This is a genomic window from Vibrio kyushuensis, assembly GCF_050337325.1.
In the GTDB taxonomy this organism is placed as follows: domain Bacteria; phylum Pseudomonadota; class Gammaproteobacteria; order Enterobacterales; family Vibrionaceae; genus Vibrio; species Vibrio kyushuensis.
Map to the genome: position 1 here is coordinate 175,547 of NZ_JAKJSV010000005.1, position 21,259 is coordinate 196,805.

The 21,259-nt window shown below is 41.7% G+C and carries 20 protein-coding genes; 9 read left to right on the top strand and 11 right to left on the bottom strand.

Annotated elements, in window-relative coordinates; all coding sequences use genetic code 11:
* Positions 1-58: 58 nt before the first annotated feature.
* A complete protein-coding gene (locus tag L4D20_RS12415; protein WP_428801909.1) occupies positions 59-286 on the top strand; it encodes a hypothetical protein in 228 nt (75 codons plus the stop codon).
* Positions 287-337: 51 nt separating this feature from the next.
* Here L4D20_RS12415 and L4D20_RS12420 read toward each other — a convergent pair whose 3' ends face one another.
* Complete coding sequence (locus tag L4D20_RS12420) at positions 338-1,747, bottom strand: aminotransferase-like domain-containing protein (protein ID WP_428801910.1); 1,410 nt, start codon at positions 1,745-1,747, stop codon at positions 338-340.
* A 148-nt stretch (positions 1,748-1,895) separates the two neighbouring features.
* On the opposite strand from L4D20_RS12420, the gene L4D20_RS12425 reads away from it, so the two are divergent.
* Complete coding sequence (locus L4D20_RS12425; protein WP_428801911.1) at positions 1,896-2,096, top strand: hypothetical protein; 201 nt, start codon at positions 1,896-1,898, stop codon at positions 2,094-2,096.
* A gap of 103 nt (positions 2,097-2,199) precedes the next feature.
* On the opposite strand, the gene L4D20_RS12430 is transcribed toward L4D20_RS12425, so the two are convergent.
* The 4 genes from L4D20_RS12430 to L4D20_RS12445 all read right to left on the bottom strand — a co-directional run bounded on the left by L4D20_RS12430 (position 2,200) and on the right by L4D20_RS12445 (position 6,560).
* Positions 2,200-3,801: a cation:proton antiporter domain-containing protein gene (locus L4D20_RS12430; protein ID WP_428801912.1), complete on the bottom strand. Its 1,602-nt coding sequence runs from the start codon at positions 3,799-3,801 to the stop codon at positions 2,200-2,202.
* A 422-nt stretch (positions 3,802-4,223) separates the two neighbouring features.
* Entirely contained in the window at positions 4,224-5,108 is an 885-nt protein-coding gene (locus tag L4D20_RS12435) for a radical SAM protein (RefSeq protein ID WP_428801913.1), read from the bottom strand.
* 171 nt (positions 5,109-5,279) lie between these two features.
* A complete protein-coding gene (locus tag L4D20_RS12440) occupies positions 5,280-5,531 on the bottom strand; it encodes a DUF2999 family protein (RefSeq protein WP_428801914.1) in 252 nt (83 codons plus the stop codon).
* Between the two features lie 135 nt (positions 5,532-5,666).
* Complete coding sequence (locus tag L4D20_RS12445; RefSeq protein ID WP_428801915.1) at positions 5,667-6,560, bottom strand: LysR family transcriptional regulator; 894 nt, start codon at positions 6,558-6,560, stop codon at positions 5,667-5,669.
* Positions 6,561-6,695: 135 nt separating this feature from the next.
* On the opposite strand from L4D20_RS12445, the gene L4D20_RS12450 reads away from it, so the two are divergent.
* Positions 6,696-7,586, top strand: a complete 891-nt coding sequence (locus L4D20_RS12450) for a DMT family transporter (protein ID WP_428801916.1) — start codon at positions 6,696-6,698, stop codon at positions 7,584-7,586.
* Here the strand turns inward: L4D20_RS12450 and L4D20_RS12455 are convergent.
* Positions 7,583-8,044, bottom strand: coding sequence for an Lrp/AsnC family transcriptional regulator (locus tag L4D20_RS12455; protein ID WP_428801917.1), 462 nt, complete (start codon positions 8,042-8,044; stop codon positions 7,583-7,585). The two genes, L4D20_RS12450 and L4D20_RS12455, sit on opposite strands and share 4 nt — an antisense overlap.
* A gap of 141 nt (positions 8,045-8,185) precedes the next feature.
* Between L4D20_RS12455 and L4D20_RS12460 the strand changes: the two genes are divergently transcribed.
* Positions 8,186-9,136 (top strand): hypothetical protein, encoded by a 951-nt coding sequence (locus L4D20_RS12460; protein WP_428801918.1) that lies wholly within the window; start codon positions 8,186-8,188, stop codon positions 9,134-9,136.
* An 87-nt stretch (positions 9,137-9,223) separates the two neighbouring features.
* Here L4D20_RS12460 and L4D20_RS12465 read toward each other — a convergent pair whose 3' ends face one another.
* From L4D20_RS12465 to L4D20_RS12480, 4 genes are all read right to left on the bottom strand, one after another.
* The gene (locus L4D20_RS12465; RefSeq protein WP_428801919.1) at positions 9,224-9,829 is read right to left on the bottom strand and encodes a DUF899 family protein; all 606 of its coding nucleotides are present in this window, start codon (positions 9,827-9,829) and stop codon (positions 9,224-9,226) included.
* Positions 9,830-10,018: 189 nt separating this feature from the next.
* A complete protein-coding gene (locus L4D20_RS12470) occupies positions 10,019-13,666 on the bottom strand; it encodes a response regulator (protein ID WP_428801920.1) in 3,648 nt (1,215 codons plus the stop codon).
* A 100-nt stretch (positions 13,667-13,766) separates the two neighbouring features.
* Positions 13,767-14,825, bottom strand: coding sequence for an HD domain-containing phosphohydrolase (locus L4D20_RS12475; RefSeq protein WP_428801921.1), 1,059 nt, complete (start codon positions 14,823-14,825; stop codon positions 13,767-13,769).
* Between the two features lie 368 nt (positions 14,826-15,193).
* A complete protein-coding gene (locus L4D20_RS12480; RefSeq protein WP_428801922.1) occupies positions 15,194-15,418 on the bottom strand; it encodes a hypothetical protein in 225 nt (74 codons plus the stop codon).
* Between the two features lie 413 nt (positions 15,419-15,831).
* On the opposite strand from L4D20_RS12480, the gene L4D20_RS12485 reads away from it, so the two are divergent.
* From L4D20_RS12485 to L4D20_RS12500, 4 genes are all read left to right on the top strand, one after another.
* Complete coding sequence (locus L4D20_RS12485; RefSeq protein WP_428801923.1) at positions 15,832-17,448, top strand: ATP-binding protein; 1,617 nt, start codon at positions 15,832-15,834, stop codon at positions 17,446-17,448.
* Positions 17,445-18,131, top strand: a complete 687-nt coding sequence (locus L4D20_RS12490) for a response regulator (protein WP_428801924.1) — start codon at positions 17,445-17,447, stop codon at positions 18,129-18,131. The genes L4D20_RS12485 and L4D20_RS12490 overlap by 4 nt, the downstream gene beginning before the upstream one ends.
* 173 nt (positions 18,132-18,304) lie before the next feature.
* The gene (locus tag L4D20_RS12495; protein WP_428801925.1) at positions 18,305-19,069 is read left to right on the top strand and encodes a substrate-binding periplasmic protein; all 765 of its coding nucleotides are present in this window, start codon (positions 18,305-18,307) and stop codon (positions 19,067-19,069) included.
* Between the two features lie 27 nt (positions 19,070-19,096).
* The gene (locus L4D20_RS12500) at positions 19,097-20,071 is read left to right on the top strand and encodes a chemotaxis protein (protein ID WP_428801926.1); all 975 of its coding nucleotides are present in this window, start codon (positions 19,097-19,099) and stop codon (positions 20,069-20,071) included.
* Between the two features lie 127 nt (positions 20,072-20,198).
* Here L4D20_RS12500 and L4D20_RS12505 read toward each other — a convergent pair whose 3' ends face one another.
* On the bottom strand, positions 20,199-20,384 hold the full coding sequence (locus tag L4D20_RS12505; RefSeq protein WP_428801927.1) for a hypothetical protein: 186 nt from the start codon (positions 20,382-20,384) through the stop codon (positions 20,199-20,201).
* 213 nt (positions 20,385-20,597) lie between these two features.
* Between L4D20_RS12505 and L4D20_RS12510 the strand changes: the two genes are divergently transcribed.
* Positions 20,598-21,257: a DUF2726 domain-containing protein gene (locus L4D20_RS12510; protein WP_428801928.1), complete on the top strand. Its 660-nt coding sequence runs from the start codon at positions 20,598-20,600 to the stop codon at positions 21,255-21,257.
* The last annotated feature ends 2 nt before the right edge of the window (positions 21,258-21,259 follow it).

Sequence of the window (21,259 nt, forward strand, 5' to 3'; positions counted from 1 at the left end):
TTTATTGTGAATGGTTATGATTCATTCTTCATATAATGATGTGTACGGTGTGGATTGAATGATAAGTCAGAAAGAGAACAGTTATTGTAAGCAGTGTGAGGATATGACGTCTCATGTCGTTGTTTTAGTAAGGGATGAGCCTAAAGAAAATAAGCTAACTGACTTTTTAACTGGGCTGTTTAAGAGCGCGGCAGTTGGAGCGTTTGAAGCCTCGATGGATGACTTTTCTCGTCATAGCATTTGTGAGCAATGCGGTACGAAAACCGTTAACGATAATCTAACTTAGCTCTGAGTAAATAAAGGCAGCTTTAGTCGCTGCCTTATTGTCTATAAAGTCTTACAGCAACTTTCTTATTAACTTCCCTAATCGTTTTATTGCACTTTCCACTTTGTCCGTAATTTCAAGCGATGCATTGAGCCTAAAACAGTGATTAAACTGCTGCTTGGTTGCAAACATCTCTCCCGGTGCAATGCTAATGCTCTCATCAAGAGCCAATCGATAAAGATCGGTCGCATCCATATGTTCTGGAAGAACAACCCATATAAAATACCCGCCAGTCGTATAGTAGGCGTTGACCTCACTCGGAAGATTATTGCGTAGCAATTGCCACGTCTTAAATTTTCTCTGTTCTAGTGTTCGCCTAAGCTGCTTAAGGTGGTTTTCATAGTGTCGAGTGGATAGATAATTAGCGAGCGTAAGTTGAACTGGGGCACTGGTCGATAACGTGCTCATCAATTGAAGCTTTTGGATTTGTAACGCTCGGTTTCCGGCGGCCACCCAACCGATACGAAAACCAGCAACGAGTGATTTTGAAAAAGAAGAGCAGTGTAGTGTCATACCCTTGGTATCAAACGCCTTGGCTGGTAATGGTTTGGTATTTCCGTAGTACAGCTCGTTATACACATCGTCTTCAATTAAGTGAACGCTGTGGTCGGTAAGAAGCCTGACAAGGCGTTGTTTCTTTTCGTCTGAAAGTGTAAAACCTAATGGATTCTGGAAGTTCGTCATCAACCAACACGCTTTAACTGGGTGTGTTTGAAGTGCCAGCTCTAATGCGTCGAGGTCGATGCCATCTTTTGGGTGCGTATTAACAAAAAGAGCCCGTAAGTTGAGACGCTCTAACGCTTGCAGCGCACCATAAAAGGCAGGGGACTCAACTACAACCCAGTCCCCTGGTTTAGTCACCGATTGTAAACTCAGGTTCAATGCTTCAAGTGCACCAGCAGTGATTACAATTTCATCTGGATTAACGATAATACCTTGAGAGGCATATCGCTTGGCAATGATCTTTCTTAGGGTTTCATTACCCGGCGGTAGGTTATCTAACGCATGAGAGGTGGGCATCTCTCTCGCTGTTTTCATTAACGATTTGTTTACCCTGTTTTGCGGGTAAAGAGTGGCATCAGGGTAAGCAAAGCCAAAGTTAGTGACGTTTTTCTTACGACTCGCCTGCAAGATATCAAATACAAAATCATTAATATCGATAGATTCAGAAATCTGCAGTGTGTTTTGGTGAGTAGAGACAGGGATGTCCTGAATTTTGGGGGCAACCACATAGCCCGAACGAGAGTGCGATACGACCCAGCCCTGGCTTTCCAATAGTTGATAAGCATTCATTACGGTCATCAAACTAAAGCCAGACAATTCTGTTTGCTTTCTTAAAGAGGGAAGCTTACAGCCTGTTTCCCAAACGTTGCTTTTAATTTGGTTTTTAATTTGTTCTGCAAGCTCTACATACTTAGCCAATGGAAATCGCTCATCGTTATATTTGTTCAGACAATAGGGTATGGGGTTGATCATCTGTTATATATAACAATCATAAATCTGTATCTATTATAGGTAAAGCGCTAAAGCGTATAATTGCATGACTTAAACACTTATCTGGAGTCCTGTAATGAATAGAGTAAAGAGTGAGCTGTATCTATGTGCAATAGCTACCGTTCTGGTCTTGATGAATGTAATCGCTCACCTGTTAGGGGCAAAAATGTTTGTTGATTTACCGCTTGCGGAAATAACCGTTGGATTGACACCAGTCGTTATGATGGCTTTAGGTGTGGTTGGTTTTAAGGTAGCAGGAAAAGAGCAGGGCGCGTAGGTATGGCGCTAGCGTTCGATCGTATTGTTTCTTGCGTTAGTGTTATTGGACTTAAGGTTTGAGCTTTCCTTAGCCGTTGTGAGAAATAATAGAATCTTTCCAGTTATTTCCCAACGAATTTTTGTAACTGACTCGCGAATCCAAGACCCGCTATGGTGGCAATGTTGAGTGTGAGATCGACGCCTATTGCCTTTAGCTCTTCCTCTTCATCATGGTATTTGGCTGTAGCAGCGATACGTCCACGGTAACCCATATTTTTCATTCGCAATACGGAGTTTATGTTGGCTTTATGAGTCGGTAAGGTCAGTAATACCCACTCTAGATCTTGGTGTAGGTCTGGCGCTCTTAGCCAAAAATCGGGGTTAGTGACATCTCCAGCAACGACATTTCGCCCCAAACCTGTAAGCCTTGAGACTTCTTCCATATCGACTTCCACCCCCGCAATGCTGCCCGAATAATTTCTTTCTAGAGCATTGTATGCCGCGACGCCCATGGTACCCATGCCAAACACTACGGCTTTGATGTGTGCTAAGTCGAGATCCTCTTCGCCCGACAGACGTTTTTTTCTCTCCAATCTGACGAGTGTTGGTCTCCATTTGTCATAGAGACGGTCTCCCGCATTTATCATTAGTGATGATATTACAAACGAGAGAGACAAGACGACTGAAAGCACAACTAACCACTCTTTCGATAACCAACCCGAAGAGACGGCAATTGCCCCGACAATGAGTCCAAATTCGCTGTAGTTAGAAAGGTTTATTGAAGCACGCCATGCGGAATTACACCTTAAATTAAACAGGCTGAACAAACCAAAGTAAGCCGCAACTTTGATGGGAAGAAATAGAATAAGCAACAAAGCGAGCAAAACGTCTGTTTCGCCAGGTGTGGCTGTCATACCAACACTTAAAAAGAACCCGATTAAAAATAGCTCCTTAAATCCAAGCAGCTGTTTAGCTAGCTCATTAGATTTGGGGTGATTGGCAAGGAGCATTCCAAAAACCAGTGCGCCCACATCCTCTTTAATTCCCACCAATTCAAACAAATCGGCACCCACCAGCGCCATGGTAATGCCAAAAAGAATGAGAAGTTCATTATGCCCAACACTGTCGAGTAACTTATACAATATTAACCTAAACGGAATGAGCACGATGAGTGCAAGTGCCCAGATAGAGGGTAATTTCCCCATAGATACCGCTATGAAAATGACCGCTGCCACATCTTGTACAATAAGCACTCCAATGGCGATTTTTCCGTGCAACGCATTGATCACCCCACGGTCGTCAAGCACTTTAACAGCGAAGACGGTACTGGAAAAAGACAAAATGAACCCTATAACTAGTGCACTTTCAATTTCTAAACCAGAAATGAGTGGGATGGCTGTATAGGAGAGAAGTATCACCAATAGTGCGAAAAGTACGGTGATGATTGCCATATGCAAGGTTGCGCTGCCCCAGACTTCAGGCCGTATTAGGGACTTAAATTTAAGTTTTAACCCGATGGAAAACAATAAAAGAGTGATCCCCAGATCTGCCAGGACAGCGAGGAACCCACCTCCTTCAGCTCCGAGCGCATTAAGTATAAAACCGGCAATAAGAAAACCGATTAGTGGGGGGAGCCCAATGGATTTAATTATCAAGCCACAAAGAAAGGCGATGGATATCCAAATTGGGTCGCTGTAGTGTATTGAAAGTAGCTGCGGGTCCATGTTTATCCTAGCGGTTATCTAACACAAAAATAGCTCAACTGGTTAATCACATGGGACAGAAAGTGGATAACATCCCTTTGTTTTATTTGCTCAGATAACGTCCGTTCTTCCTTTAAAGATAGAAGACTTTTTACTCTTACTTGTAAGATTTTGCAGTTAGCTTCTGAAAAATCAGTTTCCGATACTGTGTAGTGAGTCGCTTATCTATATTGGTGGCTGAACGTGGGGTATGGGTAACATTTCATAAAGTTATTACTTGTGATGGGTATTGAAGGTTTTAATGCAGAATATGGGCATGCTGAGAGATAGAAAATGCAGTGGAGTTTCAATCGTAATTTTTCCGCCAAATGATCCCTCAGAAAGTTTGAGGCAGAAATGAATTATCTCACGTCTGCCGAATGGGTTTTATCGTTGAAGTGACGTTATAAGCCTCGCTGCCACTCTTGTCGTAGAGTAATCGTATTCGGCTTATTAATCGCGAGGTCGACGGTATCCAAGAGTTTCTGTTTGTCTTTACCAAGGACCCCTTTTAAAACGAGATAGTTAGATGCGTGGTCCGATCGGAAGATGGTTTTTTCTAGTTCTAAGTTTTCCAGTAACCAGCGAACTTCCTGAAACAGCTCGGGTTGAGTTAGCTGCCGAAACTCACCGTTGAAACCTGCAGCAAAACGCTCTTCACCCAAAGGGAATGAGACTACAAGGGTTGAAAGGTAATCGGGCTGAGTTGCATTCATTAGCTTTGCAGAATTAATTGCATGTTGATGGCTGAGTTTAGGCCCACCAAGACCATTTAAAATCATCACAGAGCTTTTCATTCCAGCAGCTTTGATTTTGTTCAGTGCTAGCAATGACGAGTCAAAGGTTTCGCCTTTCTCTACTTTATTCAGCACTTCATCATCACCGCTTTCACAGCCTATGTACATCAGGCTAAGCCCCAGCTCTCTTAGTTCGGCTAGCTGTTCGGCCGTTTTGTTAGTGAGGTTTCGCGGTAGGCAGTAACTTGATATTCGCTGAACTCGTGGCAGGTATTTATTAATCAATTCGCAGATCTCTTTCAAACGGCGAAAGGGTAGTGTCATTGCATCTCCGTCTGCGAGAAATACTCGATGAACTTTCGCACCAGAACTCGCGATAATTTCAAGCACTTGCTCAATCTCCTCTACTTTTTTGGGGCGGAATTTCTTCTGAGGCTGAGTGTACATATCGCAAAATGTGCAACGATTATGGCTACAGCCGTTAGTCACTTGCAGTATCAACGATTTCCACTCTGAGGGCGGGCGAAATACAGGTTCAATGTAATCGAGCATTGTGGTGTTCTCTTTTATTATTTCACTAAATGCTATCTCACTTTAGCGATGGAAAACAAACATTAGTGACGCTAACGCTGCTCCGTTTTGTCGACGCGATCAAAAAAGGGCCGTTAAGTTCAGACAATGCCTTACTTCAAACGACCCTTTAAGGTTTCTTTGTAGATAGAATTACTTTTGAAGTTGCTCTTTAGCCGCTTCAACTTTTGAGAAATCTAACCCTAACTCGTCTACCGCTTCTTTAATCAATGCAGGGTTTTGCATTACTTGTCCCATTAAAGCCTGAAGCTTCTCTTGAGGCAAACCCAGTTGGCTGATCGTTGCCATTGCTGCAAGAGGGTTTTGTGTCAACGTTTGGAAAATCTCGCTGATCTGTTGGTCACTAATATCATTCTCTTTTAACATTGCAATAATAGGGTTCATCACTTTACCTTTCTAACGACTAAATAAAATAGAGGAGAAGTCTATCATCTGGCTTTGTCTGATTGTAGTGGTTAACTAAGATGAATTCATGAACTTAAGCTTTATGTCGGACTGGCTATTACAAAGACACAAACGCTAGCTCTTAAACCACTCTACCAGTCGGGCCGATACTACTCTGGCTGCAGCGTTTGGTGATTCCGATTCACGAAGTAGTGCCGACCAGCCAAGATCGAGTTTGGTTTCTCCCAATGGTACGGCGGTGACACTTCCATTGTTTATAGCCGACTGTACGGCCCATTTTGAAAGTATGCTTACTCCGAATCCTGCCGCAATTAATTCGATAATCGCATCGGTGACTTCTACTACGGTAACTAGATATGGAACTACACCAGACGGGCGGATAAACCGTTCATACTCAAAACCGGGCTGCGCTGATTTGCTGTAGGTTAAGTAATCTTCACCTTCTAGGTCTGTCGCTTCAATATAGGATCTTGTTGCTAATGTATGTTTCGAGTGGGTTATCAAAACCAGTTCATCTTGAAATACAGAAATTGAATCGATGCCTGGAATGGCTAAGTGCCCTGGAGCTAACACAACATCGACAGTTCCTTCTTGAAGATTTTGAAGGGGGTTTTGCGTTGCAGAGGCGACCAACTCTAATTGAATGTCTGGCTCTTTTTTTGCCATGACCTGTAGAAATGAGGGTAACCAGTGGTAGCAACTGTACGCAGCGACACCAAAACGAACCACTGTTGTTTTGTTTTCCGCCATTTGCTGAAAGTCGTATTCCGCTCGTTGTAAGGCTGGAATGATTTGATTGGCGGTTTGTATCATGGCGCGGCCAGCAGGGGTTTGTCTCAGGCTTCGACCTTCTCGTTGAAATAACAATCCACCCAAACGCCGCTCAGCTTCTGCAAGGCGGTGGCTCAGCGCAGATTGCGTTATGCCTAATACATACGCGGCCTGACTTAAAGTCCCTGAGTCGTTGATGGCTTTGAGCATTTCCCAATGTTTTATATCAAGCCTCATTACTTTTCCCTAAGTCGATGTCGTCAGTCAATTGTTTATACATGTATGATATTAATCTATATGAGGAAATTTTCATTATTTAATTCATGAGTGGAGAGCTATGGTTAACGCTATATTCAATCAAGTGAAGTTATTGTGAACTCGAAATCAACGATTAACGGGCAGTATTTAGTGCTACTTTCTGCCTTCTTTTATGGGTTAAACCCTTTGTTTGCGCAGCTTCTATTTAAGGAGGGTTTGGGCGCGGAAATGGTTAGCTTGTATCGATTTATTCTACCCGCTATCGGATTTGCATTTTTTCTACGAACGCCACAAGAGCATTGGGCTGAAGCATGTCGAAGCTTATTTCTCGGTATTGTCAGTGGGGTTTCGATCTTTGGCTATTTCCATGCACTAGAAACACTTCCGGCGGCGACCGCCATTTTGATTTATTATACGTACCCATGTTTTAGTGTCTTGATCGGTTGGGCTATATTTCGAAGGGTTCCAACACAGAATGCGTTTATATCGGCAGTGTTGGTGGCGATTGCTGCGTCATTAACAGTAAGGCCAGAATCGCTTCCAAATAATGCGTTGCTTCCGGTTGCCGCCTGCTTTTTGGCACCGTTGGTGGTCGCGACTCAGGTGCAGTATTTGACGAACCCACGACAGTGTATTCCAACGTGTAATCGAATGGCATGGATTACTTTTGGGCACATTTTAGTTCTTCTGCCGTTAGTTTTGTGGGTAGCGCCTGATCAGGTGTTACCAACGTCACTTACCGGCATTATGTCTGTATTTGGCATAGCGTTACTGGCGGCGGCTCTGCCACAATTCCTGTTTATGGTAGGAGCACCAAGGTCGTGCGCTGATAAGAACGCACTAACGGGTTCTCTGGAGTTGGTGGTTGCGCTGCTGTCAGGTGCTATTTTGTTAGGTGAGCATTTAGACCAATTAGAATTAACTGCGATTGTGCTAATGATACTTGCTCTCTTCATCAAGCAAGTGGAAAGCCAATCTGTGACAGAACCAAGTTTAGAAAGCTAGCGAATATCAACTTGGGTATCGTATTTCGCTCGGTTCATGGAGATCAACGTTTTGAATGAACGTAAGTTGTCATTACTGTAGAGCAGTTCGTTACAAAGCTCCTCGTAGGTGGGCATATCGGGTACGGTAATGATCAGCACAAAATCGACTTCTCCAGTCACTTGATAGCACTCTTTAACCTGTGGTGCCTTTTGAACGTTACGAATAAACTCCGCATTAAGATCCTTTCTATCACGCTCCATCATGACCTCAACGACTAAGTGTAAGCAAGGCTCGAATTTAGCGTTGTTGATAATAGCGACACGTCGGTCGATGACTTCTTCTTTAAGCAGTCGTTGTACTCGCTTGTGACACGCAGGTGGAGAAAGAGCCACTTTTTCAGCTAATTGAACATTAGTAAGAGAACAATCTTGCTGAAGTTCTCTCAAAATGGCTTTGTCAGTTCGATCGAGAAGCATAATTAACGAAACCTGTTTTAATTTGGAATATATGAAAAGTATAAGGCTCAATTTATGGAATTATTAACATTAAGTCGAGGTATATTAACAAACAGAAAAACGAGTAACCAAATAAACAAGCAGTTAAGGGATTAGATTTTAATGTGGAATAACATAAAGCCTCAGGTTTTGTCTGTAGTTAATGAGATAGGTAGGGTGTATTGGGCATTATTGCGCATTCTTGTTCCCGCCACTATTGTCGTGAAGTTTCTAGAAGAGATTGGCGCGACGACTTGGCTTGCCAGCGCTATTAGTCCTGTAATGGGTATTGTCGGCCTCAGTGACGGAATGGGGCTTGTATGGGCTGTTGCCATTCTTACCAATATCTACACAGCAATGGTCGTATTTTATAATTTGGCCTTAACCGACACAGTAACAGTGGCACAAGCGACAATTTTGGGATCAATGATTCTTATTGCTCATGGGATCCCTGTGGAAGGAGCCGTAGCAAAAGCCATCGGTTTTGGTTGGCGTTTGACGTTACTGGTGAGGGTGGGTGGCGCAATATTTTATGGCTTCGTACTTCATCAAATTTATACACTGACAGGTGCCGGCAGTGAAGCGATAAACCTAGTTTGGCAACCGGAAATAAGTGCGTCACCGAGCTTGTTAGAGTGGGGGATACTTCAGGTCACTCTGTTTCTATCTATATTAGGCATCATCTCTGCGCTGATTATTTTACTTCGTTTGTTGAGATGGATTGGTGTTGAAGCGTTGATGCATCGACTACTCAGCCCTTTGCTTAGAACTCTGACAATTGGAAAAGAGGCCGCAAATATCACCATTGTAGGTATGACGTTGGGGTTAACCTTTGGCGCCGGTCTGCTCATCGATGAAGTGAAAAAGGGACACATCAATAAACGTGACACTATCTTAGTCGTTGGATTTCTTAGTCTTTGCCACAGTATTATTGAAGATACGTTTCTCATTTTACTTCTTGGTGCAGACCTTTGGGGAATACTCTGGGGGAGAGCTTTATTTGCGATTATCGTGATTGCAGTTTGGGGACGCTTGATGAAAAGTAACTCGAATTTAGCCGCTGAAAGCAGGTGAATACTAACGAGCTATCGATAACCGTCGATGGCTCGTTATTTTCTGGTTTATATGAGCCCAAATAGAAAGCGTACAATAGAAGAACGATTAATCTTTGAGGTTTTCTCCACCGTCGTCTAACTGTTGTGGACGCTTCCAGTAGGAATATTGCGGTGTCCAATCTGAAGCACTTAGCCCAGCTAGCCCGAGCAGGCTCCACATTGAACAATAGAGATCGCCGGGGCCGAATATACAAGCGCTTTGCCTAAATATCTTGTCTCCTTTCCTTTCGTACACTACTGCCCCTGGTACGTTACTTTGTCCTTCTAGGACTGACTGTTCCTGAATATATTGCCCACCTGAGTGAGAGGCTAAACCGAACAACCAGCCTCGTGAGTTTGCAAATCGACGTTGTACTTCGGGAGCATCTTTGGAGACTAAAACGAGTGACATTGCGGACTCTAAATGTGGCACAAAACCGTTGAAACCGTCGGCCCATAGCGTGCAGTATCGGCAACCTTGTCCCATATTGTGTATTACTAGAAGTTTGTCGTTTTCAGCAAAGAGCTCAAGTAACGACGTGTCGCCATTAAGGGTTTGAAAAGTGTAGTTGGGGACTTCTAAATTGAAACGGTTAGTTTTTCTAAGTTCCACGAGTTTCATGTTTAACTCAAAGATCTGTTGTTCTAGTGCTTGGATTTCGGAATTAGCCATAATGGCGTCCTCTCGGCCCGTTTTGATAAACATCATTGTGAAGTTAAGCGTAGCGTAAATTGAATGAGAGTTAGTAGGGCGGTAAGAATAAAGCACTAAGGTATTAGTAATAATAATGGGGTGAAGCTATCGGAGGTGATTAACATGAAGTGTATTTGAACGGCCCTAGCTGTCCTAGGGCCATCCCTTTTAGGCGACTTTACTGCTATTTAATGTCTCTTGAGCCGTATCAAAATCAAACTCTTCTAATGCTCGGCGTATTTGCAGTAGCTGACTGTTTGAGATCCCAACGGTTTCGCCATTATCTATATCATCCGCCAAACTCAACGCATCAGTATCATTATCGTCAATAGCTTGCTTTAAGGCGGTAAAAACGGATTGGTCAAATAGACCTTCTGCCGCTTCGTTCGCTAAAGAACTGTCACTTTCGTCTTCACCGTTTACAAATATCTGACTATCCAAAATGTTACTTATAGAGATGTTGAGTTGATCAAGCATCTGCTCAGTTTTAGCTTCGCTGGTGACTTCATTTTCTAACGAAGCACTCGTTGTGTGTAGCGATTGAGCACCAATATTACCAGCAACGCCTTTTAGGCTATGAATATAGCGTCTAACCTCTTCCTCATCGGTAGAGGTTAGGGCTGCTTTTACGATATCTCTATCTTGATAATGCTCGATAAAACGTTTGAGCAGTTTTTTGTACAGTTTAGGATCATTATTGGCTCTGACTAGTCCTGCTTGCGTATCAATTCCGTCAATAGTAGGGATTGAGTCAGTGCTAGGTTTTTCAGTGACCTTTTGATCTCCGGAAGTGTCGTCCATCGTTAAAGTAAGAGGGGTTTTAGGTGTTACCCATTCCGCCAAGGTACTGAACATTGCGCCTACGTCGATTGGCTTAGCAATAATATCGTTCATGCCACATGCTTTGGCTTTTTCTTTATCTCTCTCCATGACATTTGCCGTCATTGCAATAATTGGGATTTCATTGTCGTTGAGCTCGTCTCTAATCCAAGCTGTCGCTTCATATCCATCCATGATTGGCATTTGGCAATCCATTAAAATGCCATCGAATTGAAATTGCTGATGCATATCTATGGCTTCTTTGCCATTTTCAGCAACAGTCACAGAAATCTGTTGCCCTTCAAGGAGCTCTACCGCGAGCTCTTGGTTAATTTCGTTATCTTCAACAAGCAATAACTTAGCGCCCGCAAGGTGTTGAACATTGGCCAGTTGTGTTTGCTCTTGAACGTCACTTCGGCTGACTCGATTAGAGTCAATACCATATAGACCAATGACTGCATCGTACAGGTGTGATGAGGTAATGGGTTTATCCAATATATTAAGAGCGGGGAGGCTGCGTTTTTTAAGAGCGTCAGCAAGTTCTTCTCTCCCGTACGATGTGAGCATCAGAATCTTCGGTTCTTTCTCAAGTGTTAGTGTATTGGTGATGGCATCAACGAGATCAACACCATCTTTTCTTGGCATTTGCCAATCTGAAATAATCAGGTCATATGGAGTAGAGGCTGTTTTTATCTGTTCAATCGCTTCGTCCACACTTGATACCGAAAAAGACTCAAATTGAAGAGAATCAAGGATGTCACTAACGATAATTCTGGCACTGGCATTATCATCTACGACTAACACATTAAGGTTGTCCAGTACCGGTGGAATAGTAATGGTGTCTTGTGTCAGGCTTTGGCTTACGGACATTTTGGTAGAAAAAGTAAAGGTTGAACCTTTGTTTACTTCAGTCTCTACGGAAATTGTGCCCCCCATCAATTGAGTTAGTTCTTTACTGATGGCTAGGCCAAGCCCCGTGCCCCCATATTTACGAGTGGTTGAGCTGTCTGCTTGTGTGAACTTGTTAAACAGTTTGTTAGCTTGCTCTGGTGTCATGCCAATACCACTGTCAGAAACGTCGAATTGAAGTCGAATAGTGTTATCACCAGTGTTCTGTTCAATAACTTTAATGGCGATTTTCACTTCGCCTTTTTCAGTGAATTTCACCGCATTATTCGCCAAATTAATCAGGATTTGACTCAGTCTTAATGGATCGCCAATGAGCGTGGTCGGTACATCTCGATCGATGTGAATCAGTAGCTCTAATCCACGCTCTGAGGCTCGTAAGCCAACAAGGTTGGAAATATTGTCGAGTACATTTTCAAGGTGGAAATCTACGTTTTCGATATCGAGTTTTCCAGCTTCAATTTTAGAGAAATCTAAGATGTCGTTGATCAGACCAAGAAGAGAATCAGAAGATAGCTTGACCTTTTGAATGTAGTTACGCTGTGCTTTCGTTAGATCTGTTTTGAGTGCTAAGTAACTCATTCCAATGATCGCATTCATTGGTGTCCTAATCTCGTGGCTCATATTGGCTAGGAAATCAGATTTGGCTTGGTTGGCTGAATCTGCCTCATCACGTGCAATCGCAAGACTTGCCGCAGAACGTTCAATGGCTGAGTGAGATTTATTGGCTAACAGACCTAGTAACAATAGCGTGACTAAAAATACGACGCCGCCAATTGCAAGGTAGGTCGTGATGTTCCCTGATTTGGAGACAATTATGAATTGCTGTTCAAAAGAAGGTGATAAATACGTTTCAAACTGAGTGTGCAAACCATTGAGCGTTGAGACTAGCCCGACCGCTGACTCTTTTTTATCGACAAGCTGACGAAAGAGTGCGAGATACTCTTGCGTGTGCGAGAGAATTTGTTCTGCACTTGCGTAATGGAGCGATTCATTCGATTGTGAACCGATTGTTGTTAAAAGTGATATCGTAGATTTCAACTCATCAATGACTTGGTTTGAAAGTGTGTCCTTGGCTTGAACTGATTTAGCCATTGAAAAATCACGGTCGTGTTGTTGCGCTCTATTCAGTATGGCTTGTAGATACAGAATATTGGTGCCAACAGCGAGGTTTTTACTGATGGTCTCCTGAGTTTTGTTGACGTCGGAATGGCTTAACGACAGTTGTTTCTCTATGTCAGTTCTTGCTGTGTTCGCAGATTGAATAAGTGCCAGTGCTGAACGATCGAGTTGAGTGATGATACTTTTTTTAAGCACGCTCTGGTTGTCAGAGACTCCGCGAAGTTGAAAAAAATAGGTCACGTATTGGTTCTTGTCTTTTTCTACTTTTAAAAGTAGCTCGTCATTTTGAAAGAGTGATTGGGGCCCTTGTCGAGATAGAGCAACTAAGGTTTGCTCTAATAATTGGATTTGATTTTGAAAATTGGCAAAATCATGAGGATGTTGACTGATTAGGTAACGTTTTTCGGCACTTTGCGCAGACGCTATCAGGCTCAATGTTCGATGGGTGAGAAGGGCGATCTCTGAAATCTCTTCCGCATCGGCTCGCTGTTGGTCTAACAGGTTAAGTGAGTTTTGTAATTGACTGTCATATTGATCAAGAGTTTGACTGATGAGTAGCGATGCGTGCTGAGCCTCATTATTCATGATTTGACGAAGGTTAGATACTTCCTCGGTAGCTTCAATATATTGCTCAAATTGGCTTAGGTAATTAGGCAATAATTGTAAAAGCTGTGTTTGTAATACGGTATCGTCAGTTCGTTCGATGAGAAGCTGAGCACTGTTTAGTTCTTTGAATAAGCTTTCTGCAGTTTGTTTTTCTGGGCTGTGTATATAATTTTGTTCAAGCACTTTAATATGATCGAATGAAGCATTGATCTGTGCAGAGTTCGCGTATTGGTCAACGGTATCAAATCGGGTTGTGAGGCTATACCACCCGAGGGTTCCTGCAATGACCAATAAGCAAGAAGCTAAAATAAACCCAAAAAGAATACGACGTGAATCCAGTGTGAAATTACTAACTGATAGCATTAATTTTGCTTCCCTTCACTGTGTTTAAAAACAGATGATGTATCAATCCATTGGCTACATAACGGCGGTGTATGAGTACTATTGAAAGCGCACCATTTGGCTACTCATTCTCATCATCATTCGTTTCATTATCCGAAAATGAATCTTTAATTTCTAGGACTTGATCGAGCTGCCCAAGAAAAACGGTCACCAAATTGGGGTCAAAGTGACGTCCTGCTTCTTCCTGAATTAGGGCTGTTGTTTTTTCAATTGACCATGCCTTTTTATAAGGACGTTCACTGGTTAGTGCATCAAATACGTCGGCAATAGCGACAATACGAGCACTTAAAGGTATATCTTCCCCCTTTGCGCCGTGGGGGTAACCACTACCATCCCATTTCTCATGGTGATAGAGCGCGATCTCTCTTGCCATTTGCAGTAGTAACGAATCACTATCTCCAATAATGGCACCACCAATCTCGACGTGTTTCTGCATGATGTCCCACTCGTCTGCGTCTAGCTTTCCTGGTTTACCTAAAACGTAATCGGGGATACCAATTTTTCCTATGTCATGCATTGGTGAGGCTTGGAAGACAAGTTCTTTCCAGCGTTGGTTTACATCAAGTTGTTCTGCAATGATTCGTGAGTAATGGCTCATACGGATAACGTGCATGCCGGTTTCGTTGTCTTTATATTCTGCTGCGCGACCTAGACGTTGGATAATCTCCAGCCTTGTTTGTTCTAGTTGTTCTGTACGTTGTTTGACTTTCACTGCCAACTCTAAGTTTTGGTTATGCAGAGCAATATGCGTTTGTACCCTTGCTTTGACGATAGGAGGGCTAATTGGTTTAGTGATATAATCAACTGCACCCATTTCAAACCCTTTCTGTTCGTCGACAATCTCAGCTTTTGCTGTGACAAAAATAATAGGGATATCGGCCGTGATTGGGTTTGATTTTAGTTTACGACAAACCTCGTACCCATCCATTTCTGGCATCATAATGTCCAGCAAAATCAGGTGTGGTTTTGGACTGGTATTGGCTATTTGAATCGCCTTTTTACCACTAGTCGCAGCTTTGATCTTAAATTCATCAGAAAGAATACCTGACAAGGTGTGAATATTATCGGGAATATCGTCGACAACAAGAATGACGGGTTTTTGAACACTTTCGCTTTGCATGCGTGTTAAATCCTTTTAACTTCATAATTTTATATGCATTTAATTGTTTGAGCCTAATGACACTCTGCTTGTAGTTAAGAGTAATAGTTATTGTTAATGTAAGTGCGAACTAATATTGATAATTATATTGAATTGTAGGATCGATCTCATTATTGGGTAATCATTTCAATGAGGCTGCTGAAATTAAAGGTAATCATGATGGGCAGTGGACCACAGTGGTGAATAGAACCTAATATGAAAAACGTTCGTCGAATTTCAGAGTACCAAGGGGTAAAATGAGAAGCACCCCCAACAAAGGTGTTGAGGGTGAGCTATCGATGAAGGTTGAGTAGCAACAAATCAAATGTATTGACTGAGTTATCTTTTTACTACTTCATTACATGGCAGCTAAATTCAGCCCGCCATAAGAGTTCGTTTGACTCTCTCATGGTGCTGAGTAGTTCTTTACCTGAAAGTTGAGGGTAAGCTTGCATAACCTTCACGTCACTATTTCGTTCAAGTGATTGGTATGCCCTAACATGGGTAAAGGTAGTATTTAAGTTATTTGACAGCATGGATTTGGACAGGCAAATCCCAAAAACGTCCTTTTTCATCGTTCTTTCCTCTGAACTTATCCTAGCCGGATAGCGTTGTGTAGTATCAAAAGCAGAGTAAGAATTATTGTGAGCTTCTGATGTATAGGCCCATGCTGAGAGCCTAGATCTGATATTAGTATTACCAATAGTTAATATCAGACCTCAGGTAAGTATACTCATATAGTGGTAAATTGCATAAAAAACAACCTAAAATCGGTGTGATTTTATTCAAACATTTGAATGCATTTAGTTTTATATATTTTTACATATTTGTAAAAAAGAAGCATAAAGAATAACCTGCTGAGACTCTTTGATTTTTCAATTCATAAAACTGTCATATTTCTACGACTCTTCCTCACAGATATGAAGGGCTTATATCTTCTTTTTGTTAATTAAGTGTTAGTTTTATCAGCGACGAAAGGAGTCACACTATGAAATGGAGCCAAATTAGTTTTCGAAAACGAATGCTAATTATCATGACACTATCAGGGTTACTGGAGCTTCTGATTTTAGTTGCAGCGGGATTTGTCTATGTTAAACACGCTCAAGAAGAAGAAATGGGTCAAAAGGCCCTTGGTGTGGCGTCATTTCTAGCAAAGTCTCCTTATGTTCAGCGAGTGATTTCTCATAACGATACTCAACACCAAGACCGGTTCCGTGATTTAACGACTATGATTGGCGCAGCCTTTATCGTGATTGGGGATAAAAACGGTATTCGTTTAATTCACCCGATTGACGAACGTGTCGGTTTACCGATGAAAGGTGGCGACAATATTCGAGCTTTAACGCATGGCGAAGCCTACATTTCTTTTGCACAAGGATCATTGGGCTACTCGGTTCGCGGTAAGACCGCTGTTTTTGACGAGCAAGGTAATATCATCGGCGTCGTCTCTGTTGGGTATTTGGTTGACCGACTTGAAGATCGAGTGGAACCTTTCCTTGCGTTCTTATTGTTCATGGCCCTTTTAGTGGTCGTCGCTAATGCCATTATCTCAAACTATGTATCTCGCCGTTTCCAACGAGCCATCTTAGGATTTGAACCAGAAGAAATTGGTCGATTGTATGTCGAGTTAGACGTCACTATGAGTACGCTTAAAGAGGGGATTCTGGGTATTGATGCGAAAGGAAACCTAAGATCTATTAATAAAAGTGCCTGTGACATACTTGGCGTCGAAAAAGAAAAATCACTCAATAAGCCGTTATCAGATGTGCTACCGCACAGTGACTTGTCAGCCGTTCTGGAAACAGGGGCGAGTGACCATGATATTGATATATTCCTAAATAATCAGCGGCTGATTGCGAATAGAAGCCCGATTATTGTTGATGGTGTGGTTGTCGGTGCAGTATCTAGTTTCCGTTTGCGTGATGAGATTAACGAGCTTAGCGAACAGTTGTCGCAAACAAAAGCGTACGCAGAAATGCTCCGTTCGCAGACTCATGAGCACCGTAATAAACTCAACACGATAAGCGGAATGGTTCAAATGGGCGAACTGGATTCGGTGCAAAAATTGATTGGCCAAGAAACAGCGCACTACCAAACCTTGATTGAATTTTTAAGAGAGACAATTCGAGACCCGCTTATTGCTGGTATGTTGCTAGGTAAAACAGAGCGTGCACGCGAACTTGGTTTAGAGCTTATAGTAGAAGAGGGCTCTAGACTTGAAATGCTACCGGAGCGAGTTAACCCTAGTGACGTTGTCACTATTTTGGGGAATTTAATCGATAACGCCTTTGATGCCACAATGTCTGCTATTGCTGAATCGGAACTGATCACTCAAGAGCGTCGTGTAATTGAAGTATCAGTCAGTGATTATGGAAGTGAAATCATATTAGAAGTGACGGACCAAGGTATTGGCTTACCAAGTAATGTTTCTTGTGATGAATTAATCAAGAAAGGAATATCTACCAAGGCGAGTCAAAATAGAGGTGTTGGACTTCACTTAGTGAATCAACTGACATTGAAATATTTTGGCCAATTAGAAATGAGTGAAAACAAGGATTTTGGAACAAGAATGACAGTCTATCTACCTAAGGAAGAGCAGAGATGATTGAGCAAACACGAGTGATGATCATTGAAGATGACATGGCAATTGCTGAACTTCATCATCGCTATCTAAGCCAAATGGGCGGGTTTGAAGTGATTGGTATCGCGACATCTCAAGCAGAAGCTGAAATGCAGTTAGATATTTTAAAACCTGATCTAGTTCTACTCGATGTTTATCTACCCGATGGGACGGGTCTGGATATCTTACAAAAGGTGCGAGGTAGCAATCAGGGCTGTGACGTTATTTTAATTACTGCAGCACGAGATGTAGACACGCTGCAACAAGCCATGCGCGGTGGTGTTGTCGATTATTTATTAAAGCCAGTGATGTTTCCTAGATTGGAGGCCTCGTTGAAAAAATACCATGATCAAAAAAACCAGCTCGATAATGCCGATGATTTGAATCAAAACTTAGTCGATAAAATGCTGCAATCTAAAACCTCTAGTGAAGCGACAACCCAACGACTGCCAAAAGGGATAGATAGCGTTACTTTAGATAAGATACGTAATCTGTTTCTGGAGCCCGCGAGCTTAACGGCTGATGAAGCTGGAGAGAGTATTGGTGCAAGCCGAACCACTGCAAGACGTTATTTAGAGTATTTGATTAGCTCTGGTGAACTAGAGGCCGATCTAAACTATGGAACAGTAGGCAGACCAGAACGGTGTTATAAAAAACTAGAACGATAGCAATGGGTTAACTTGATTCTTTCTGTAGATTGTTGCTATGAGTTGAGTTTGCCTGCAATTAAGTATCAGCGACGATATTTTCAAACAGATTAAATGAAAAATAAGCACTAGACGTTATGTTTATCCCTACCTACCTTTAATGATAGATATATAAATAACATAAAGGGATAACCATGTGTGCTTTCCAGCGTATTTTGTGTTTGATATCGATATTTGTTTGTTCAGTTGCTGGTGCAGCCGAGTTAAATAAATTGTCATTTTTGACGGAAGAGTACCCTCCATATAACTATACCAATGGTGATGAAGTTAAAGGTATTGCCGTTGATTTGCTTATAGAGGCTTCCACTATTGTTGATAGCCAAATCCAAATTAGTCAAATTAACGTACAGCCATGGGCTAGAGCTTATCGCTCGACTTTAATTACTGATGATACTGTTTTGTTTTCCACGACAAGAACTCAACTAAGAGAGCATCTATTCCAGTGGGTTGGCCCGGTGAGTAAGACGCGAATCGTCGTTTTGGGAAGAAAAGACAGTCATATTGAAATAGAGGAAGCGACTGATTTAATTGAATATCGAATCGGCGTTATTCGAGATGATGTAGGGGAGCAGTTACTGGTTGAGTTAGGTGTACCTCGAGACTCTATGCAAGAGAGTTCTTACGCTAAGACAATTGCTGAGCAGTTGCATAAAGGCCGTATTGACTTGTGGGCATACGAAGAAAATGTTGCAAACTGGTGGATTGCTCAAGCAGGCTATGACGCAAATGAGTTCGAAACGTTATTTGTACTGCAAGAAGGCGAGCTATATTACGCTTTTAACAAAGATGTCGACAATATTCTCATAGATAAGTTGCAACAAGCCATTGATAAGGTTAAAACTAACATAAATGACGATGGTATAACGCAATATAATGCCATAATTAAAAAGTATCGATAATTATAATTTAAATACAGATGTGACGACATGAGCCAAAGCAGTAGTACAATTTTAACCGAAAGCGGCACGAACGAGCTTGAGATTATTGAATTTCACTTAGAAAAACAGTTGCCTGATGGTAGTACAAAAACATGTTACTACGGGATCAACGTTGCTAAAGTCCGTGAAGTAATTCAAGTTCCTGATACCACTGATTATCCGAATGCACAGCCGCACATGGTTGGTGTATTTTCATCCCGTGATATTTTGACTCCATTAGTTGACCTAGCGGGTTGGTTAGGTGTTCCAACCAAGGCTGATTTAGATAAAAAGTTTGTTATCGTTACCGACTTTAATCGAATGACCAACGGCTTTTTAATAGACAGCATAAGCCGTATCCATCGTATTTCTTGGAATGATGTTGAATCTCCAAGCCAATTCTTGGAAGCGGGTGAACAAGATTGCGTTGTTGCTGTTGTGCGAAAAGATAAAAATTTGATTATGATTTTAGATTTTGAAAAAATCATAGCGGATATTAATCCTGAGTTAAGCATGGAAAAATACGACGTAAAAGTTGATCGTTCCGTTGATCTTGACCAACAAAGTGTCACCAAGCGAAACGGAAAAACCATCATGGTGGTTGACGACTCAGCCTTTATTCGGAGCTTGATTCAAGACACTCTTAGCTCTGCAGGCTACAACATTATTGCGTGTAAAGATGGTGGTGAAGCTCATGAAAAACTCATGGAGATTGAGCAAGTCGCTTCAACCGAGAATATGTCAGTAGACGAGTTGATTAACGCTGTCGTGACCGATGTTGAGATGCCAAGAATGGATGGCATGCACTTGCTAAAAAGGTTAAGAGATACACCCGTTTATCAAAATACACCTATCGTTATGTTCTCGTCATTGATGAGTGAAGACAACCGTTCCAAAGCTCTGGCTCTTGGCGCGAATGACACCATCACTAAGCCAGAAATCGGTAAGATGGTTGCGATGATGGATAAGTATATTTTCGTATAAGTATTTAGAGTTTGAAGATGTTCGTTTAACTGTAACGTTTGATGAGTACCTCTATCTGTATATAAAACAAAGCCCTATACTATTACTTTGGCATAGGGCTTTGCTCTTTTTACTCGGTTAAATGACTTTACTTTGAAATGTCTCTTAGCAATTCAATTAACTCAGTTTCAGTCTTAGGCTCTTTCGATAAGGTCAGTTCTGGAGAACTACCACCTTTTAAAACATAAGCTCGAGTACTGCAGTGGTCATAGTGGTACCAGTACCCATCGACACAGACATCAGTATAACAACGAGGATCTTGCTTCAATTCCATATGTATTTCTCCTTTACACTTGTGCAACACTTACGACAATAGTTGATTACAATGTGAGTGAAAATGATCTAAATCAATAAATATAAACTTTGTAATATTTGTAAAAAAACGATAAGTGATGTTTATCTCTCATTCTAAGCAACTCAAATGGCACTTGAAGATAACTTCGTTTATTAATTAATAGGTTAACTGTTCTTGAGAGTTTGATTAGCAATGGAAAATATCTTCATAATTGTTGTATTACTTGTCTTGTTTTTTGTTTTTGTACAAAAGCGCTTGGTTAAAGACGAGAGCATTAAGGACAGCGCTTACAAGCGTAAAGGGCCATTACTTAACTCTCAGGAAACTGCGGTTTATAATGCACTTACTTCCGCTGTTGGCGAGCATGGTGTAGTGATGGCAAAAGTAAATTTGTCGAATGTTTTGTCTCCGGTGGCAACGGACAAAAAAGGCTGGTTTGTTGCGAACAACCGTATCTCGAAGAGTTATTTTGATTTTGTAATTTGCGATCCACGTTCGTTAGAAGTACGCGTGGCTATTGAGCTTGATAATGGTCGTGAACTTGATAAAGGTAAGATTGATCGTCAGAAATTGCTGATGCATGTTTGTAAGTCTGCGAATATTCCACTTATAGGTACTTCAATAAAACATAGTTATCAAGTGGGGCGCTTAAGACGTCTATTAGCGACACATATCGATCTTATTGAACCTGATAAGGAAGTAAGATTTTGTAAGAAGTGTGGTAGTCCAATGGTGATTAAAGTCGCTAATCAAGGAGATTTTAAGGGGAGGCGTTTCTTCACTTGTAGTCGCCAACCTCAATGTACTTATACTGAAAACTATAACGTAGTTTTTGAAGATGGTGAAAGCTAGTT

What these genes read in the sequence shown, in the direction of transcription:
- L4D20_RS12475 (WP_428801921.1), bottom strand. Translation starts at nt 14,825, where the DNA reads ATGCAAAGCGAAAGTGTTCAAAAACCCGTCATTCTTGTTGTCGACGAT.
- L4D20_RS12455 (WP_428801917.1), bottom strand. Translation starts at nt 8,044, where the DNA reads ATGCTTCTCGATCGAACTGACAAAGCCATTTTGAGAGAACTTCAGCAA.
- L4D20_RS12425 (WP_428801911.1), top strand. Translation starts at nt 1,896, where the DNA reads ATGAATAGAGTAAAGAGTGAGCTGTATCTATGTGCAATAGCTACCGTT.
- L4D20_RS12470 (WP_428801920.1), bottom strand. Translation starts at nt 13,666, where the DNA reads ATGCTATCAGTTAGTAATTTCACACTGGATTCACGTCGTATTCTTTTT.
- L4D20_RS12460 (WP_428801918.1), top strand. Translation starts at nt 8,186, where the DNA reads ATGTGGAATAACATAAAGCCTCAGGTTTTGTCTGTAGTTAATGAGATA.
- L4D20_RS12445 (WP_428801915.1), bottom strand. Translation starts at nt 6,560, where the DNA reads ATGAGGCTTGATATAAAACATTGGGAAATGCTCAAAGCCATCAACGAC.
- L4D20_RS12495 (WP_428801925.1), top strand. Translation starts at nt 18,305, where the DNA reads ATGTGTGCTTTCCAGCGTATTTTGTGTTTGATATCGATATTTGTTTGT.
- L4D20_RS12490 (WP_428801924.1), top strand. Translation starts at nt 17,445, where the DNA reads ATGATTGAGCAAACACGAGTGATGATCATTGAAGATGACATGGCAATT.
- L4D20_RS12485 (WP_428801923.1), top strand. Translation starts at nt 15,832, where the DNA reads ATGAAATGGAGCCAAATTAGTTTTCGAAAACGAATGCTAATTATCATG.
- L4D20_RS12500 (WP_428801926.1), top strand. Translation starts at nt 19,097, where the DNA reads ATGAGCCAAAGCAGTAGTACAATTTTAACCGAAAGCGGCACGAACGAG.
- L4D20_RS12435 (WP_428801913.1), bottom strand. Translation starts at nt 5,108, where the DNA reads ATGCTCGATTACATTGAACCTGTATTTCGCCCGCCCTCAGAGTGGAAA.
- L4D20_RS12430 (WP_428801912.1), bottom strand. Translation starts at nt 3,801, where the DNA reads ATGGACCCGCAGCTACTTTCAATACACTACAGCGACCCAATTTGGATA.
- L4D20_RS12440 (WP_428801914.1), bottom strand. Translation starts at nt 5,531, where the DNA reads ATGAACCCTATTATTGCAATGTTAAAAGAGAATGATATTAGTGACCAA.
- L4D20_RS12505 (WP_428801927.1), bottom strand. Translation starts at nt 20,384, where the DNA reads ATGGAATTGAAGCAAGATCCTCGTTGTTATACTGATGTCTGTGTCGAT.
- L4D20_RS12480 (WP_428801922.1), bottom strand. Translation starts at nt 15,418, where the DNA reads ATGAAAAAGGACGTTTTTGGGATTTGCCTGTCCAAATCCATGCTGTCA.
- L4D20_RS12465 (WP_428801919.1), bottom strand. Translation starts at nt 9,829, where the DNA reads ATGGCTAATTCCGAAATCCAAGCACTAGAACAACAGATCTTTGAGTTA.
- L4D20_RS12510 (WP_428801928.1), top strand. Translation starts at nt 20,598, where the DNA reads ATGGAAAATATCTTCATAATTGTTGTATTACTTGTCTTGTTTTTTGTT.
- L4D20_RS12415 (WP_428801909.1), top strand. Translation starts at nt 59, where the DNA reads ATGATAAGTCAGAAAGAGAACAGTTATTGTAAGCAGTGTGAGGATATG.